The sequence below is a fragment of the Pseudomonas sp. BS3782 TE3695 genome, assembly GCF_050435305.1.
Taxonomy (GTDB): Bacteria; Pseudomonadota; Gammaproteobacteria; order Pseudomonadales; family Pseudomonadaceae; genus Aquipseudomonas.
The window spans coordinates 5,762,072-5,778,842 of record NZ_JBNDKB010000001.1; the positions used below are offsets into that span (position 1 = coordinate 5,762,072).

The following is a 16,771-nucleotide window of genomic DNA, read 5'->3' on the forward strand; positions in this document are numbered from 1 at the left end:
CTTTCCTCAGTTCTTATTAGTCGACGCTTTATTCACAGCCAAGCGTGTCAGACCCGTTCGATCGCCAAGGCCAGACCCTGGCCGACACCGACGCACATGGTCGCCAGACCTTTCTTGCCACCGGTTTTTTCCAGCTGATGCAGCGCGGTCAGTACCAGTCGTGCGCCGCTCATGCCCAACGGATGGCCCAAGGCAATGGCGCCACCGTTCGGGTTGACCTGCGCCGCGTCATCTGCCAATCCCAGTTCACGCAACACCGCCAAGCCTTGGCTGGCGAACGCTTCGTTGAGTTCGATCACGTCGAAATCGCTGACCGCCAGGCCCAGGCGCTCGGTCAATTTGCGCACAGCTGGCACCGGGCCGATGCCCATCACCCGAGGTGCAACGCCGGCACTGGACATGCCGAGCACTTTGGCGCGGGCGGTGAGGCCGTGCTTTGTTAACTGCTTCGGCCGAGGCCAGAATCAACGCCGCCGCACCGTCGTTCACCCCGGAGGCATTGCCAGCGGTGACGGTTTTGTCGGGGCCATTGACCGGTTTGAGTTTGGCCAGGTTTTCCAGTGTCGTGTCAGCACGGGGATGCTCATCCTGCGTGACAACGCTTTCACCCTTCTTGTGGGCAATCCGCACTTCGACGATTTCTTCGGCGAAAAATCCTGCTGCCTGCGCTGCGGCCGTGCGTTGCTGACTGCGCAGGGCGAACGCATCCTGATCAGCACGGGAAATCCGGTAGTCGTCGGCCACGTTATCGGCGGTCTGCGGCATCGCATCCACACCGTATTGGGCTTTCATCAACGGGTTGATGAAACGCCAGCCGATGGTAGTGTCTTCCAGTTTCATGTTGCGCGAGAACGCCGCATCGGCCTTGCCCATCACGAACGGTGCGCGAGACATCGACTCGACGCCGCCGGCAATCGCCAGCTCCATCTCGCCGCTGGCGATGGCCCGAAACGCCGTACCGATCGCATCCATGCCTGAAGCGCACAGGCGATTGAGGGTGACCCCGGGAATGGTTTCCGGCAGGCCCGCCAGCAACAACGCCATGCGTGCCACGTTACGGTTGTCTTCGCCGGCCTGGTTGGCGCAACCGAGGAACACCTCGTCCACCGCGCTCCAGTCCACCGAGGGGTTGCGCGTCATCAGTGCCTTGATCGGCACGGCGGCCAGATCATCGGCGCGAACCGTCGACAGGCCGCCGCCGAAACGGCCGATGGGGGTGCGAATGGCGTCGCAGATATAAACGTCACGCATCAGGCTTCTCCGGGTGCTTGGCCGTGGGCGGCAGCGGTGCGGGCTTCCAGATCGCGCAGCGCCGTCAACTCGACCTCGGTGGGCTCGGCGGTGTTTTCCACCTGATCGGCAAAACGAATCGCCCAGCCGGTGGCGGCAATCACTTGCTCGCGGGTCACGCCTGGGTGCAGCGCGGTTACCACGAATTCATGAGTATCCGCTTCGGGTTCCATGATGCACAGGTCAGTAATAATGCCGACAGGGCCAGCGCCCGGCAGGCCGAGACGCTTGCGTGAATCACCGCCCTCGCCATGGCCGACCGAGGTGATGAAGTCGAGCTTGTCGACAAAGGAGCGCGCCGACTGCTTGAGGATGATCAATACGCTCTTGGCGGAACCGGCGATTTCCGGCGCGCCACCGGCGCCTGGCAAGCGAACTTTCGGCTGATGGTAGTCGCCCACCACGGTGGTATTGATGTTGCCGAAGCGATCGACTTGCGCGGCGCCGAGGAAACCGACGTCGATGCGCCCGCCCTGCAACCAGTAGCGAAAGATCTCACCGGTCGGGACAACGGTGTCGGCGGTTTCCGCCAGCTCACCGTCACCGATCGACAACGGCAATACGCTCGGCTTGGCACCGATCGGCCCCGATTCATAGATCAGGACTACATCTGGTGAGGAAGTCAGACGTGCCAGGTTGGCGGCTTTCGACGGCAGGCCGATGCCGACGAAGCATACCGAACCGTTTTTCAGACGGCGGGCGGCGGCGACGGTCATCATTTCATGGGTGGTGTAAGTCATTACTTGGCCTCCGAAGCAGCGGCCAGCTTGGCCTGGAACTCACTGAAGTCAGCGCAACCGTGGATGTACTCGTTGATCCACGCGGTGAAGGTTTCACGGTCGCGGGCAATCGGGTCCCAGGCTTGATAGAAGCGGTTGTCGCGCTCGGTGTAACCGTGGGCGTAGGACGGATGCGCGCCCCCCGGTACATGGCAGACCGCGCTCAAGGCCCAGGTCGGCAGCACGCAAGCGTTCATCGGAGCATTGAGGTCGTCGACGATTTCTTCAACAGTGACGATGCAGCGCTTGGCGGCCAGCGCCGCTTCTTTCTGCACGCCGAGAATGCCCCAGAGCAGTACGTTGCCTTTGCGGTCGGCTTTCTGCGCGTGAATCACGGTGATGTCCGGGCGCACCGACGGCACCGCCGCCAGCACTTCGCCGGTGAACGGGCACGTGACAGTTTTGATCAGCGGGTTGACCTTCGGCAGGTCGGAACCGGCGTAGGCACGCAGCACCGCGAAGGGTAAGCTCGAAGCGCCTGCGACGTAGGCATTGGCCAGGTCGGCGTGGCTGTGTTCTTCGATTTCCAGCGCATGCGGCCATTGCCTTTCGACCGCATCACGCAGACGGTGCAGCGAGCCCACACCTGGGTTACCGCCCCAGGAGAAAATCAGCTTGCGAGCACAACCGGCACCGATCAACTGGTCGTAGATCAAATCGGGCGTCATCCGCACCAGGGTCAGATCTTTCTTGCCCTGACGGATGATTTCGTGACCCGCCGCCGTAGGAATCAGGTGAGTAAAGCCTTCGAGCGCGACGGTATCGCCGTCGTTGACGAACTGCTTTACCGCGTCATGCAGCGAAAGGATTTCAGCCATGGGGCAGGCTCCCGTGTTGTTATGAATCGACAGTGGTAGAAAAAGGCGCGAGGTTCGGCGCCGGAATGACTGAAGGTTAAGCCCCTGAAAAACGCTAAACAATCCGATAATCGACTGAGTGTTCGTTTATCGAACAGATTGTTGTCTCGCTACCGATCCCTAAAAGCTTCGCGAGCAAGCCCGCTCCCACAGGTTGATGCGCAATCCTTGTGGGAGCGGGCTTGCCCGCGAAGAGGCCATCAAACTCGCTGAAGAATCTGAAACTTGCCCTCAGGTCGCATCCGCATGGCTGACCATGCCCTTGATCACCACTGCCGTGGTCGCCAACGCGGCCGGAATCACCAGCGCCGTCAGCACCTGCTCGAAGTTCCAGCCCAGGCCCAGCAACGTGGCGCCCATCCATGCACCGAGGATCGCGCCGAAGCGGCCAATCCCGAGCATCCACGACACACCGGTCGCCCGCCCTTGAGTCGGGTAAAACCGCGCCGCCAGCGACGGCATCGCCGATTGCGCGCCGTTGACACACATCCCGGCCACCAGCACCAGGGTCGCCAGCAATGTGATGCTGCCCAGGCTCTGCCCTACCGCGTAGGCAAACACCCCGGCGAACAAGTAGAAAATGCCGATGACCTTGTGCGGATTGAACCGGTCCATCGCCCAGCCCACACCCACTGCGCTCAACACCCCACCGAACTGGAACAGCGCACCGATGAACGCCGCCTGCTCCATGCTCGCACCACTGTCGCGCATCAGTGTCGGCAACCAACTGGTCAACAGGTAAACAATCACCAGGCCCATGAAGTACGTCAGCCACAGCAACAACGTGCCGGTGCTGTAGGTGCCGGAAAAGATCACCGCAAACACATTGCGCGCCTTCACGGTTTTCTGTTCCGGCACGCTGAAGCTCGAAGCCTGTGCCACCACCGTCGGGTCGATCGGCGCCAAGGCCTTGCGCACCTTGTCCGTGCCACGATTGCGCACCACCAGATAGCGCGCCGATTCCGGCAACCAGAACAGCAAGACGACAGCGAGGATCAACGGCAGAACCCCGCCGATCATCAACAGACTGTGCCAGCCGAAGGCCGGGATCAGTTTGGCCGAGATGAACCCGCCCCCGGCCATGCCAAGGTTGAAGCCGCAGAACATGCTGGTCACCAGCAGGGATTTCTTGCGCTCCGGGGTGTATTCAGACAGCAGCGTGGTGGCGTTCGGCATGCCGGCGCCCAGGCCCAGGCCGGTGAGGAATCGCAGTACCAGCAGTTGGTCGACGTTGGTGCTATAGGCCGACGCCAGGCTGAAAGCGCCGAACACCAACACCGCGCCCACCAATACGACTTTTCGCCCGAAGCGGTCAGCCAATGGGCCGGAGCCCAAGGCGCCGAAGACCATCCCGATCAACGCCGCACTCATCACCGGGCCGAGACTGGCGCGATCGATGCCCCAGTCCTGGGACAGTGCCGGCGCGATAAACCCCATGGCCGCAGTGTCGAGGCCATCGAGGAAAACAATCAGGAAACATAAAATCACCACCCGCCATTGGTAGCGCGAAATGGGTTGAGTGTTGATGAAGGACTGCACGTCGAGGCAGTTTCCTACAGCAGACTGAGGCTGGTTCATTATTTTTATTCCACGCAAAGAACGCAGTCGAACAGGTGTCAGCCGGGGCTGACGCTACGACAAGAAAGGAGGTCGGGATCAGGCAATCCGGTTTCGGCAGCTAAACCGATGGGAACAGCGACAGTCGGGAAACGTGCGCATGACGATGCCTCTTCTCATTATTATTGGGGCGTGATCCGGCGACTGGCTGAAGGCCAACAGTGCCGGATGACGCTGCCGCGACATTAATGATCCGAGGGAAAGAGCGTCAATTCGATAAACGCGACTCTGTGCGTTTATCGAACAGCTTAGGCAAAGAGCTGCGCGCTCAGGTCACGACTGGCACTTAACAGGCCGGGCAAGAAACGTTGTTCCAGCTCATTGCGACTGACCCGACCGGCATGGGTGCTGACGTTTAACGCCGCCACCACTTGGCCAGAAGCGTCGTACACCGGAACGGCAATTGAGCGCAGGCCCTGCTCCAATTCCTGATCAACGATGCACCAGCCTTGTTGCCGTACCTCTTGCAGGCATTCGAGCAACGTCTCGGGGGTATGCAAGGTGCGACTGGTCTTGGCTTGCAGCTCTGCATGGTCGAGGTATTCGCGCAGTGACGTGTCGTCCAGGGCGGCGAGAAGAATCCGGCCCATGGACGTGCAATAGGCCGGTAATCGCCCGCCCACCGAAAGGTCGACGGAAATCAGCCGCTGGGTGGTCGCCGAGCGCGCAATGTACAAAATGTCATCGCCTTCCAGCGTGGCCATGTTGCAGGCCTCATGCAGTTGCTCACTCATGCGGTCCAGATACGGCTGGGCCGAAACCGCCAATGGCGTCGACGACAAATAGGCATGGCCCAGGGTCAATACTTTGGGCAGCAGCGAATAGGTACGCCCATCGGTGGTGGCGTAACCGAGCTTGATCAGCGTATGCAGGCAACGTCGCACAGCGGCGCGGGGAATTTCTGTGCGATGGCTGATCTGCGCAATGGTCAGGTGCCGCTTGCGCTCCTGGAATGCTTGCACCACCGCCAAGCCACGAGCCAAAGAGGTCATGAAATCCGGGTCACCGGTCAGCGCCTGGATGCGCTTGGCGGGCGAGGCAACGATCGGCGGTGCCACTGAAGCGAAGGAATTGCGCATTTGATCGTTCATATCGGTTGTTTCCCACACGGGTCAGCGACTATTACAAGCGGCTCCCGGTCTGACGCACAAGCCACCGGCCACCAAGATTGGGCGATTATCGAACCATGGACCGATAATCGCAATCGGTGGTTGCTCAGGGTGAGCCCTGCTGTTTTTAGTCCTCATGCAATACGCTCGTTATTTTCGGTCACGTTTTAAAGAAGCGCCGGTGTATTAATTCGTTCGGCTTAATGACGCCAGAAAGTCACCGCGGTAACTGGCATCACGGCACCGTAGTTACCGGTAAAAGTTTGCGAGTACCAAAACAATCACACACGAGGAACTACTTTTAACTCTCAAGATATAGTGTTCTTCGGATCGACCGCTATAATGCATCTCAGTGGCGAGCGGTTTTTTACCTGCCGATTTCGCCAACCGGCAGCGCAATATCCATTGCCGCTGTCCGCAGCAAGCGCCTGACGCTCATTTCATAAGCTTCGCCAACGCGCTCGCTGAAACAGGAGACTGATGCTACGTCAGCTGTTTTTCTCTGGTGCCGTGGCCGCCTGCAACAAGGACGAATTGATTGCTCCGAGGGAACGATGCCGAGTCAGGCATTGTCCCTTCAACGAACGCGGTCAATAAATCGATGCAGCGCGTTTCACCAGAATTAATCTCAACTCAATCAGGTAGCACTGTGACGAAAGACGAACTGCGCGCGGAACTTGAGCGCCAGGAACAACGTTACAAGGAAGTTTACGGCGGGGAAGTCACCACCTACGCCGCTCAGCCCGAACCCGAACGCAAACCCTGGCGTAAACGCGCCACCGTTCAGGACCAGGCCTTCTCCCAGGAATTACAGAAGATGGAAAAGGAACTCAAAGCCGAAGAGCCATGACTGCCTCGGTTTGAATTCTTTCAAGAGCCTGCATCTACACCTGTTAAAAGCGGGCTGTATCGATGATGCTTTTCGCGCCCGCTACAAGCGGGCGGCGGTCCCCTCATTCACTGGATGAGGTAAATGGCTCCTGTCCGACTCTCTTCTCAGATATTTCACGCACGCGTTCAAGCCTCTCGCCTTGCCGGGAGAAACCCTTGTGGCTACGGCCTTTGCAAGCGAATTCAATGACTTGTAAAACCCTGAAAAAATCTGGGGCCGGGAGGATTGCCACAAATTAATTCGTTGAAGAATGTAACCGATGAGCAGCTAGTGCATCGATTACCCATCTTTTCTGGCATAATCGCGCCCCCTTACGACCGGGTCAGAAAACCTTCATGATCGATTTATTCAGCGGACTGGATGCTTGGGTGCTTGTGAGCCTCTTCCTCGCCCTGGCTTTTGTCCTCGCCTTCGAGTTCATCAACGGCTTTCATGACACCGCAAACGCGGTGGCCACTGTTATCTACACCAAAGCCATGCCGCCTCATCTGGCGGTGTTCTTTTCCGGTGTGTTCAACTTCCTCGGCGTGCTGCTGGGCGGTGTGGGCGTGGCGTATGCCATCGTCCATTTGCTGCCGGTAGAACTGCTGATCAATGTGAATACCGGTCACGGACTGGCCATGGTGTTCTCGTTGCTCGCCGCCGCCATCACCTGGAACCTGGGCACCTGGTACTTCGGTATCCCCGCCTCCAGCTCGCATACGTTGATCGGTTCGATCCTCGGTGTCGGCCTGGCCAACGCCCTGATCAACGATATTCCGTTGGCCGATGGCGTGAACTGGCAGAAAGCGATTGATATCGGTGCCTCCCTGGTGTTCTCGCCAATGGCCGGTTTCCTGATCGCCGCCCTGGTGCTGATCAGTCTTAAATGGTGGCGTCCGCTGTCCAAGATGCACAAGACACCGGAACAGCGCCGCAAGATCGACGACAAGAAACACCCGCCATTCTGGAACCGTCTGGTGCTGGTGATTTCGGCGATGGCTGTCAGCTTCGTACACGGCTCGAACGATGGCCAGAAAGGTATCGGCCTGATCATGCTGGTGCTGATCGGCATCGTGCCGGCGCAGTTCGTTCTCGACCTGAACAGCACCACCTACCAGATCGAACGTACTCGCGATGCGACCCTGCACCTGAGCCAGTTCTACGAGCGCAACCGCGAATCCCTGGGTGAGTTCCTGGCACTGGGCAAAAGCGTGAAAGGCGATCTGCCGGAGAAATTCCGTTGCAACCCGCAACAGACCGAACCGACCATTTCAGCGCTGCTTGGCACCCTTAAAGGTGTAGCCGACTACCATTCGTTGCCGTCGGAAAGCCGCATCGAAGTACGTCGCTATCTGCTATGCCTGGACGACACCGCGAAGAAAGTCGCCAAGCTGCCAGGCCTCGCTGCCCGTGAAAAGGCTGACCTGGACAAACTGCGCAAGGACCTGACCACCACCACCGAATATGCCCCGTTCTGGGTAATTCTGGCGGTCGCACTGGCCCTCGGCCTGGGTACCATGGTTGGCTGGAAACGCGTGGTCCTGACCATCGGCGAGAAAATCGGCAAGCAAGGCATGACCTACGCCCAAGGCATGTCGGCGCAGATCACCACAGCGTGCATGATCGGCGCGGCGAACATCTTCAGCTTGCCGGTTTCCACCACCCATGTCCTGTCTTCAGGCGTGGCCGGCACTATGGTCGCGAACAAAAGCGGCCTGCAAGGCGGCACCGTCAGAACCATCCTGCTGGCCTGGGTCCTGACCCTCCCCGCCACCGTGGCCCTGTCGGCCGGCCTGTTCTGGCTGGCGTCGAAGGCACTCGGCAGCTGATACACAGCGGCACAAAAAAAGGCGCGTTCCGTGAGGTTCGCGCCTTTTTTATTGCTGCAATCTTCCCAAAAAACACCACAAATCAAATGTGGGAGCGGGCTTGCTCGCGAAAGCGGTGTGTCATTTAACATTGATGTTGGCTGACCTGACGCCTTCGCGAGCAAGCCCGCTCCCACAGTAGTTCTATGTACATCCGACAGTTTTTTGCAGGCAAAAAAAAGGGCGACCGAAGTCGCCCAAAATGCCTTGCGTGCTCATTGCTCCAGAAAGACCCTACGGTTTTTTCCGCTTGTGCGAATCTTTCCAGATAAAAAATCCAAACCCTGCAAAAAACAGAACCATGAGGCCGACAGTCAGCACTCCGGCGATCACCACGTTGTCAAAAAACATGACTGGCCTCCTGCACTTGCCCTGTTGCGATGGAGCTAAGTTAACCAATCGGGCAGGAGAGAAAATTGACCGGGATCAATGCCGCCCTACAAGGGCGTGAAAGGAAGGGAAATAACTGACCTGCATCAATCGATGCAGGGTGTTTCAACGCTTTTTCGGTTTGTTCTTCGGCTTTTTCTTCGCTTTGCCCAACGGCATCGCCTGCTCGAACGCCTGGCGCACTTCATTCAGGCGCTTTTCATTAAGGTCATGAACCCGCTTGGCGCGTTCGGTATTGAGGTCGATCAGCTTGTCATCTTGGCTCATGGTGTTCAGTGCATCGCTTGGAAATGAATTCAACTGCCGATTAAAGGCGACAGGATTACGCCAATAATGCGGTCTGGCGCGGACGCTGACCAGTGATCCGATGCTCAGATCTCAATATCGACCCACAAGCCCTGACGCGGCTGATCCTCCATCAACGGCACCACCGGTACGGTGTTGTCGGCATTGAGCTCATTGCCGGGAATCGCCAGGTGCTCTTCGGGATCTTCATCGGCCTCACGACGGCGGCGCTCCCGTTCCTGTTGCCGACGCTGTTCCTCGCGCAGCTGCAGGCCTGCCTCCTCCGGATCGCGCTTTTGCAGGTCGATGGTGCTTTCGTTGGAGCTTTCCTGCACCGGCACCACGGGCGGAATATCCGGGCGTTGGCGAATCGGATCCTGCTGTGACGTGATCGGTACGGCGCTCAAGGGGAGCATCGGTGGCAGCATATTATCAGTCTCCTGTCAGCAGGCTGTCGGCTGCGGGAATGGCGACTTGAGCCATCGGTCGCAAACTTGTGATCCGCTTGGCACCGGAGGCACTGGCGCAGCCTGCGATCTTTTGATCTTCAGCTCCCGAAAAGTTCGTATCCTCCATCGGCGCGCGCATGTAATCCTTTGGTCCTGAAGGCTCATTCCGTTAAGATAGCCCGCTTTTTCAAGGTGGGAGTCAGGCAGCATGGCGCAGCAGTATCAACCGGGGCAACGCTGGATCAGTGACAGCGAAGCCGAGCTGGGTTTGGGCACCGTTCTGGCACAGGACGGCCGCTTGTTGACCGTGCTCTATCCGGCCACTGGCGACACTCGCCAGTACGCGCTAAGGAATGCGCCCCTCACCCGCGTGCGGTTTTCGCCGGGTGACAGCATCACTCACTTCGAAGGCTGGAAACTGACGGTCCAGGAAGTCGACGATGTCGATGGCCTGCTGGTCTACCACGGCCTCAATGCGCAGAACGAAGTGGTCACCCTGCCGGAAACCCAGCTATCGAATTTCATTCAATTCCGTCTGGCCAGCGACCGTTTATTCGCCGGCCAGATCGATCCGCTGGCCTGGTTCTCCCTGCGTTATCACACCCTGGAACACACCAGCCGCCAGTTGCAGTCCTCCCTTTGGGGCCTGGGCGGCGTGCGTGCGCAACCGATCGCTCACCAGTTGCACATTGCCCGTGAAGTCGCCGACCGCATCGCGCCGCGGGTTCTGCTGGCAGACGAAGTGGGGCTGGGCAAGACCATCGAGGCTGGTCTAGTGATTCATCGCCAACTGCTCTCGGGCCGCGCCAATCGCGTACTGATCCTGGTGCCGGAAAACCTCCAGCACCAATGGCTGGTGGAGATGCGCCGCCGCTTCAACCTGCAAGTCGCACTGTTCGACGAAGAACGCTTCATCGAGAGCGATGCCGCCAACCCGTTCGAAGACACCCAGCTTGCTCTGGTTGCCCTTGAATGGCTGGTGGATGACGAAAAAGCCCAGGACGCGTTGTTCGCCGCCGGCTGGGATTTGCTGGTGGTCGACGAAGCGCACCATTTGGTATGGCACGAAGATCAAGTCAGCCCTCAGTATTCGCTGGTAGAGCAACTGGCCGAAGTCATTCCCGGCGTCTTGCTGCTGACCGCGACCCCGGAACAACTGGGTCAGGACAGTCACTTTGCGCGTCTGCGCCTGCTCGACCCGAACCGTTTCCATGACCTGCACGCCTTCCGCGCCGAGAGCGAAAACTATCGCCCGGTGGCCGAAGCCGTTCAGGAGCTGCTGGACAAGGGGCGCCTGTCGCCTGAAGCGCACAAGACCATCCACGGTTTCCTCGGCAACGAAGGCGAAGCCCTGCTGGCCGCCGTCAACGATGGCGACACCGAAGCCAGCGCCCGTCTGGTCCGCGAACTGCTGGACCGTCACGGCACCGGCCGCGTGCTGTTCCGTAATACCCGCGCCGCCGTGCAGGGTTTCCCTGAGCGCAAACTGCACCCGTACCCGCTACCGTGCCCGGCCGAGTACCTCGAACTGCCATTGGGCGATCACGCCGAGCTGTACCCGGAAGTCAGCTTCCAGGCCCAGCCGGACGCCAACGAAGAAGAGCGCTGGTGGAAATTCGACCCACGTGTCGAATGGCTGATCGACACCCTGAAAATGCTCAAGCGCACCAAAGTGCTGGTGATCTGCGCCCACGCCGAAACCGCCATGGACCTGGAAGACGCCCTGCGCGTGCGTTCCGGCATTCCGGCCACGGTCTTCCACGAAGGCATGAACATTCTTGAGCGTGACCGCGCCGCCGCCTACTTCGCCGACGAAGAATTTGGCGCTCAAGTGCTGATCTGCTCGGAAATCGGCAGTGAAGGTCGCAACTTCCAGTTCTCGCACCATCTGGTACTGTTCGATCTGCCGTCGCACCCGGACCTGCTGGAGCAGCGTATCGGTCGTCTCGACCGGATCGGTCAGAAGCACATCATCGAGCTGCACGTGCCGTACCTGGAAACCAGCCCGCAAGAGCGGCTGTACCAGTGGTATCACGAAGCGCTGAACGCGTTCCTCAACACCTGCCCGACCGGCAACGCCTTGCAGCATCAATTCGGCCCGCGCCTGCTGCCGCTGCTGGAAACTGCCGATGACGGCGAGTGGCAAGCGCTGATCGACGAAGCCCGCGCCGAACGTGAGCGTCTGGAAGCCGAACTGCACACCGGTCGCGACCGCTTGCTGGAGCTCAATTCCGGCGGTGCCGGCGAAGGTGAAGCGCTGGTCGAGGCCATTCTCGAACAAGATGATCAGTTCGCCTTGCCGATCTATATGGAAACCCTGTTCGACGCCTTTGGCATCGACAGCGAAGACCATTCGGAAAACGCGCTGATCCTCAAGCCAAGCGAAAAAATGCTCGACGCCAGCTTCCCGCTGGGCGACGACGAAGGCGTGACCATCACCTACGACCGCAACCAGGCGCTGTCTCGCGAAGACATGCAGTTCATCACCTGGGAACACCCGATGGTTCAAGGTGGCATGGACCTGGTCCTGTCCGGCTCGATGGGCAACACCGCCGTGGCACTGATCAAGAACAAGGCGCTGAAACCGGGCACCGTGTTGCTGGAACTGCTCTATGTCAGTGAAGTGGTTGCCCCGCGCTCGCTGCAGTTGGGCCGTTACCTGCCACCGGCCGCCCTGCGCTGCCTGCTCGATGCCAACGGCAACGACCTGTCGACTCGAGTGTCGTTCGAAACCCTGAACGATCAACTGGAAAGCGTACCCCGCGCCAGCGCCAACAAGTTCATCCAGGCCCAGCGCGACCAGTTGACGCCACGGATCAACGCCGGCGAAGAGAAAATCACCCCGCGTCACGCCGAGCGCGTGGCCGAGGCGCAACGTCGTCTGGCGGCGGATACCGACGAAGAACTGGCACGCCTGAGCGCGTTGCAAGCGGTCAACCCGACCGTGCGCGACAGCGAACTGGTTGCCCTGCGCAAGCAACGTGAGCAAGGCCTGGCCATGCTCGACAAAGCCGCGCTGCGACTGGAAGCGATTCGGGTGTTGGTGGCGGGTTAATCTCCTGCTCCACCGCTGAAACAAGAAGGCCCGCAGCGATGCGGGCCTTTTTGCTTTCTGAAGATCTGTGGTGAAACAACCGCCGCCCAGATCGCAGCCTTCGGTAGCTCCTACAGGGTCCCGCCGATCACGATGCCCCTGTAGGAGCTGCCGAAGGCTGCGATCGTTTGATCTTAAACCGCGGGCGCCGCTGCAATCCCAGGCTCAACCATCGCCACCAACCCCTCTTTCATCCGCTTGGCATCCCTGACAAAACACCGCGAGGCCAAAAACAGAAACACCATGGTAAAGAACAGCGCCACCGGGATCAGGAACATCGCATCATGCAAACCGACCGCCTTGTACGCCTCGGTCATCTGTTCGGCACCCGCCGAGAGCATCGCGCTATGGGCAAAGTGATCCGACAATCCGCCGACCACCACCGGCCCCAATCCCCCACCCAGCAAATACAACCCGGCAAAGAACAACGCCATCGCCGTGGCGCGCAGACGCGGTTCAACCACGTCCTGAATCGCCGTGTACACGCAGGTATAAAAGTTGTAGGCAAACAGCCAACCCAGGCTGAATACCGCGACGAATACTCCGATCTCGATGCGTCCGGCGTGCAGCGCCCAAGCGGTGCACACGGTCGAAATGACCAGGCTGAACGCCGCGAACAGCAGCCGACCATTGGCCACGCGTTGGTGAATTTTGTCGGCGATCCAGCCGCCGAGTGTCAGGCCGAACAGCCCGGTCACCCCGACGATCACCCCGGTCGCCACTGCTGCCTCCTGCAATGGCATCAGGAAATATCGCTGCAGCATCGGCACCAGAAACGAGTTGCAGGCATAGGTCGCGAAGTTGAAACACAGCCCCGCCATGACCAGCCACAGGAAAGTCGGCACCGCCAGCACTCGACGGATCGGCCGGTCCACGCGTTCCTGAGACACTTGCACGCTTTCCGCCGCGCCGCGTTTTGGCTCTTTGATGAAGAACATGAACACCGCCAGGATCAGCCCCGGCACTGCCGCTATAAAGAACGGCGCGCGCCAGCTGTCGAACGTCTTGACCATCCAGCCGATGGTGAAGAACGCCAGCAGTAACCCCAGCGGAAGACCCAGCATGAAAATGCCCATGGCCCGAGCTCGACGATGGGCCGGGAACAAATCGCCGATCAGCGAGTTGGCGGCCGGCGCGTAACTGGCTTCACCGATGCCGATGCCCATGCGCACGATCAGGAAACTCCAGAAACTGCCCACCAGCCCGTTGACCGCCGTCAGCCCGCTCCAGGTTGCCAGGCCCCAGCCCATCAACTTGCTGCGCGAACCGGTATCGGCCAATCGCCCAAGAGGCAGGCCGGCAATGGCGTAAACGATGGTGAATGCGGTGCCGATGATCCCCAGTTGAAAGTCGCTGAGGTGCCATTCCATGCGGATCGGCTCGATGATGATGGCCGGGATGGTGCGATCGAAGAAGTTGAACAGGTTGGCCAGGAACAGCAGGAACAGAATGCGCCAGGCATTCGCCGCTTGGGTCGAGTTCTGCATGGGTCCGTCTCTTTATTGTTATTGGGGCTTCACTGCCAACGCATTCGAGCCCGGAACCGACAATCTAGTCAGGCGCACCCGCGCTGTCTGTAATTATTCGTAATGTTGATACCCATCCATGGCAGCCAACGCGTGCCATAAAACAATTTATTTCCAATCGTTCTAAAGACCATTCCAAAAACATTGGCACTACTGTGCCATCACCGCTTGCGCTCCTTGCAAGGCCTCTATACTGCAAGCATTCGCCAGCGTGCATGGCGCTGGCCAGGATGACTCAGAGACGGGATATGCTATGGAGTGGCTTGGTTTGCATTTCATGACCGGGCTACCGGAGAGCGGGCAGGTCATACTCAATTGCACCCATAACCCGTTTTTGGTGTTGCTGGCCTATCTCGTGGCTTGCGCAACCGGTTTCGCCACGCTGGGCATGACCGAGCGGGTCGGCCATGTGGAAAACCCCGCCTCCCAACGACTCTGGTGCTGGGTCGGTGCGGGGTGTCTGGCGGGCGGTATCTGGGCCATGCATTTCATCAGCATGCTGGCGTTCCAGGCGCCGATCGAAATCCATTACCACTTGCCCACTATCCTGCTCTCGCTGTTGTTCGCCCTGACCGCCTCGTGGCTGGCCATGCATACCCTCAGTCATCCTCAGCTAAATTTCTGGCAATACCTGCGGGCCGCCGTGTGGATCGGCCTGGGCATCGCAACCATGCATTACGTGGGCATGGCCGCCTTTCGATCGAACGCGATGGCTTATTACCAACCCGTTCTGTTCGTGCTTTCCATTGTGATCGCCATCGGTGCCAGCCTGGCCGCCCTGTTGATCTCTAGTCACCTGCGCGATGGCGCCGGCGTGTTTCATCAGTTGCTCAAATACGCCGCCAGCCTGGTGCTTGGGGCTGGCATCGTGAGCATGCATTTCACCGGTATGGCGGCGTTCAGCCTGGTGCTGCCCGCCGGCAGCCTCGAACCGCTGCCCGCTGACAACAATCACCTGCAACTGGGGCTGACGGTAGCGGTCATGACGCTGCTGATCATCGGCAGCGGTATCAGCGCGGCATGGGCAGACAAGAAACTGCAACACAAAGAGCATGACCTGCAACGGGTCAACGCCCTGCTCAGTCAACTGGATCAGGCACGCATGTCGCTGCAACAGGTGGCGCATTACGACCCCTTGACCAACCTGATCAACCGACGAGGCTTCAACCAGATCTTCGCCGAGAAACTCATCGAGAAAACCAATGAAGGCGGCATGCTCGCGGTGATGTTCCTCGATATCGACCATTTCAAGCGGATCAATGACAGCCTCGGCCATGACGCCGGTGACGAATTGCTCAAAGTCCTGGCCAGCCACATCAAGGCCTCGGTGCGCAGCCATGATGACGTGGTGGCGCGCTTCGGAGGCGACGAATTCTGCATCCTCATCACCTTGTATGACCGTGAAGAAGCGCGGCAAATGGCCCAGCGCATCATGCTGAAAATGAAGGAACCCATCGAGTTGTCGGGGCGGCGCATGGTCATGACCACCAGCATCGGCATCAGCCTGTTTCCCGAAGACGGCAAGACGTGCGAAGAACTGCTGAAAAACGCCGACCTGGCGCTCTATCAATCCAAGGATTGCGGTCGTAATGCCCTGCATTTTTTCAGTTCAAACCTGAAAACCCGCGCCACCCTGGAGTTGCAACTCGAAGAAGAATTGCGGCATGCCCTGCGCGAAAACATCGGGTTGATGCTGTATTACCAGCCGATCTATGACCTGAGAATTGGCGAGGTCACCAAACTCGAAGCGCTGATTCGATGGCAACACCCGGTTCATGGATTGCTCACGCCGGATCGGTTCATCACCATTGCCGAAGCCAACGGCCTAATTGCCGATCTGGACAACTGGGTGCTGCGCAAGGCCTGTGAAGACTTGGGCGAGCTATCCCACCATGGCTGCGAAGAACTCCGAATCGCGGTGAATTGCTCGCCCCTGAACCTGGCGCGAGAAGAACTGGCCGACGAAATCGAACACGCCCTGCACGCCTTCGGGGTAGCACCACAGCGGCTGGAACTGGAAGTGACGGAGAATGCGCTGATGGGCAATATCACCAACACCCTGGTGTTACTGCGCCAGATTCGCGCCCTCGGTGTCTCGTTGTCGATCGATGACTTCGGCACCGGCTATTCATCCCTGGCCTACCTCAGGCGCCTGCCATTGAACACGTTGAAGATCGACCGCTCGTTCATTCAGGACATTCCCAAGGCCACCCAGGACATGGAAATCGTCCAGGCCATTATCGTCATGGCCCATACCCTGCATTTGCAGGTCGTTACCGAAGGCGTTGAAACCTTCGAGCAATACGACTTTCTCGAACGCCATGGCTGCGATTTCGTTCAGGGCTACCTGCTCAGCCGTCCGGTGCCGCTGGCCGAGCTGCGCCCGGTGCTGGCCGAAATCAATCAGCGCAAACACCCCGTCAATCCTTTGAGCCTGGCTCGCGGTACAACTGCACTAGCGTCGACGGATCCTTTTCCAGGAAGCCCTGGCCCCCATGGAGGCGCATCCGTTGTGCGGCCAATCCGCTGATCGGTGAAAAACGATTCCGGCAAACCCTAGCGCTGGCAACGTTGCCATCATTTAGCCTCCTTTTGATTAAAGATCATCGAGTACTGGCCGATTCATCATGATC

Annotated in this window: 12 protein-coding genes and 1 pseudogene; 4 read left to right on the top strand and 9 right to left on the bottom strand. The window is 59.2% G+C overall.

The genetic code is table 11. From position 1 onward, the window contains the following. Nucleotides 1-47: 47 nt before the first annotated feature. The 5 genes and pseudogenes from pcaF to pcaR all read right to left on the bottom strand — a co-directional run bounded on the left by pcaF (nt 48) and on the right by pcaR (nt 5,634). Nucleotides 48-1,254 (bottom strand): annotated as a pseudogene (gene pcaF / locus ABH909_RS26090) (3-oxoadipyl-CoA thiolase). Then, nucleotides 1,251-2,030 (bottom strand): CoA-transferase subunit beta, encoded by a 780-nt coding sequence (locus tag ABH909_RS26095; protein WP_429438656.1) that lies wholly within the window; start codon nt 2,028-2,030, stop codon nt 1,251-1,253. Before ABH909_RS26095 ends, pcaF begins: the two are co-directional and overlap by 4 nt. Continuing rightward, on the bottom strand, nt 2,030-2,887 hold the full coding sequence (locus tag ABH909_RS26100) for a CoA transferase subunit A (RefSeq protein WP_429438658.1): 858 nt from the start codon (nt 2,885-2,887) through the stop codon (nt 2,030-2,032). The genes ABH909_RS26095 and ABH909_RS26100 overlap by 1 nt, the downstream gene beginning before the upstream one ends. A 270-nt stretch (nt 2,888-3,157) precedes the next feature. Continuing rightward, nucleotides 3,158-4,504 (bottom strand): MFS transporter, encoded by a 1,347-nt coding sequence (locus ABH909_RS26105; protein ID WP_427625736.1) that lies wholly within the window; start codon nt 4,502-4,504, stop codon nt 3,158-3,160. 287 nt (nt 4,505-4,791) lie between these two features. Then, complete coding sequence (pcaR, locus tag ABH909_RS26110) at nt 4,792-5,634, bottom strand: pca regulon transcriptional regulator PcaR (RefSeq protein WP_429438661.1); 843 nt, start codon at nt 5,632-5,634, stop codon at nt 4,792-4,794. A gap of 667 nt (nt 5,635-6,301) precedes the next feature. On the opposite strand from pcaR, the gene ABH909_RS26115 reads away from it, so the two are divergent. After that, entirely contained in the window at nt 6,302-6,502 is a 201-nt protein-coding gene (locus tag ABH909_RS26115; protein ID WP_007903846.1) for a hypothetical protein, read from the top strand. A gap of 377 nt (nt 6,503-6,879) precedes the next feature. Next, a complete protein-coding gene (locus tag ABH909_RS26120) occupies nt 6,880-8,355 on the top strand; it encodes an inorganic phosphate transporter (RefSeq protein WP_429438664.1) in 1,476 nt (491 codons plus the stop codon). Between the two features lie 273 nt (nt 8,356-8,628). On the opposite strand, the gene ccoM is transcribed toward ABH909_RS26120, so the two are convergent. The 3 genes from ccoM to ABH909_RS26135 all read right to left on the bottom strand — a co-directional run bounded on the left by ccoM (nt 8,629) and on the right by ABH909_RS26135 (nt 9,497). Beyond that, complete coding sequence (gene ccoM, locus ABH909_RS26125; RefSeq protein WP_007906619.1) at nt 8,629-8,745, bottom strand: cytochrome c oxidase subunit CcoM; 117 nt, start codon at nt 8,743-8,745, stop codon at nt 8,629-8,631. 144 nt (nt 8,746-8,889) lie between these two features. After that, nucleotides 8,890-9,051 carry a hypothetical protein gene (locus tag ABH909_RS26130; protein WP_007906621.1) on the bottom strand — a complete coding sequence of 54 codons (162 nt, stop codon included), beginning with the start codon at nt 9,049-9,051 and terminating at the stop codon, nt 8,890-8,892. 104 nt (nt 9,052-9,155) lie between these two features. After that, a complete protein-coding gene (locus tag ABH909_RS26135; RefSeq protein ID WP_052966937.1) occupies nt 9,156-9,497 on the bottom strand; it encodes a hypothetical protein in 342 nt (113 codons plus the stop codon). A gap of 229 nt (nt 9,498-9,726) precedes the next feature. Between ABH909_RS26135 and rapA the strand changes: the two genes are divergently transcribed. Continuing rightward, entirely contained in the window at nt 9,727-12,573 is a 2,847-nt protein-coding gene (gene rapA, locus ABH909_RS26140) for an RNA polymerase-associated protein RapA (protein ID WP_429438667.1), read from the top strand. 173 nt (nt 12,574-12,746) lie between these two features. Here the strand turns inward: rapA and ABH909_RS26145 are convergent, their stop codons facing one another. Further along, the gene (locus tag ABH909_RS26145; RefSeq protein ID WP_429438669.1) at nt 12,747-14,099 is read right to left on the bottom strand and encodes a spinster family MFS transporter; all 1,353 of its coding nucleotides are present in this window, start codon (nt 14,097-14,099) and stop codon (nt 12,747-12,749) included. 292 nt (nt 14,100-14,391) lie between these two features. Here ABH909_RS26145 and ABH909_RS26150 point away from each other — a divergent pair, with 292 nt between their 5' ends. Continuing rightward, entirely contained in the window at nt 14,392-16,668 is a 2,277-nt protein-coding gene (locus tag ABH909_RS26150) for a putative bifunctional diguanylate cyclase/phosphodiesterase (protein ID WP_429438672.1), read from the top strand. Nucleotides 16,669-16,771: the final 103 nt, after the last annotated feature.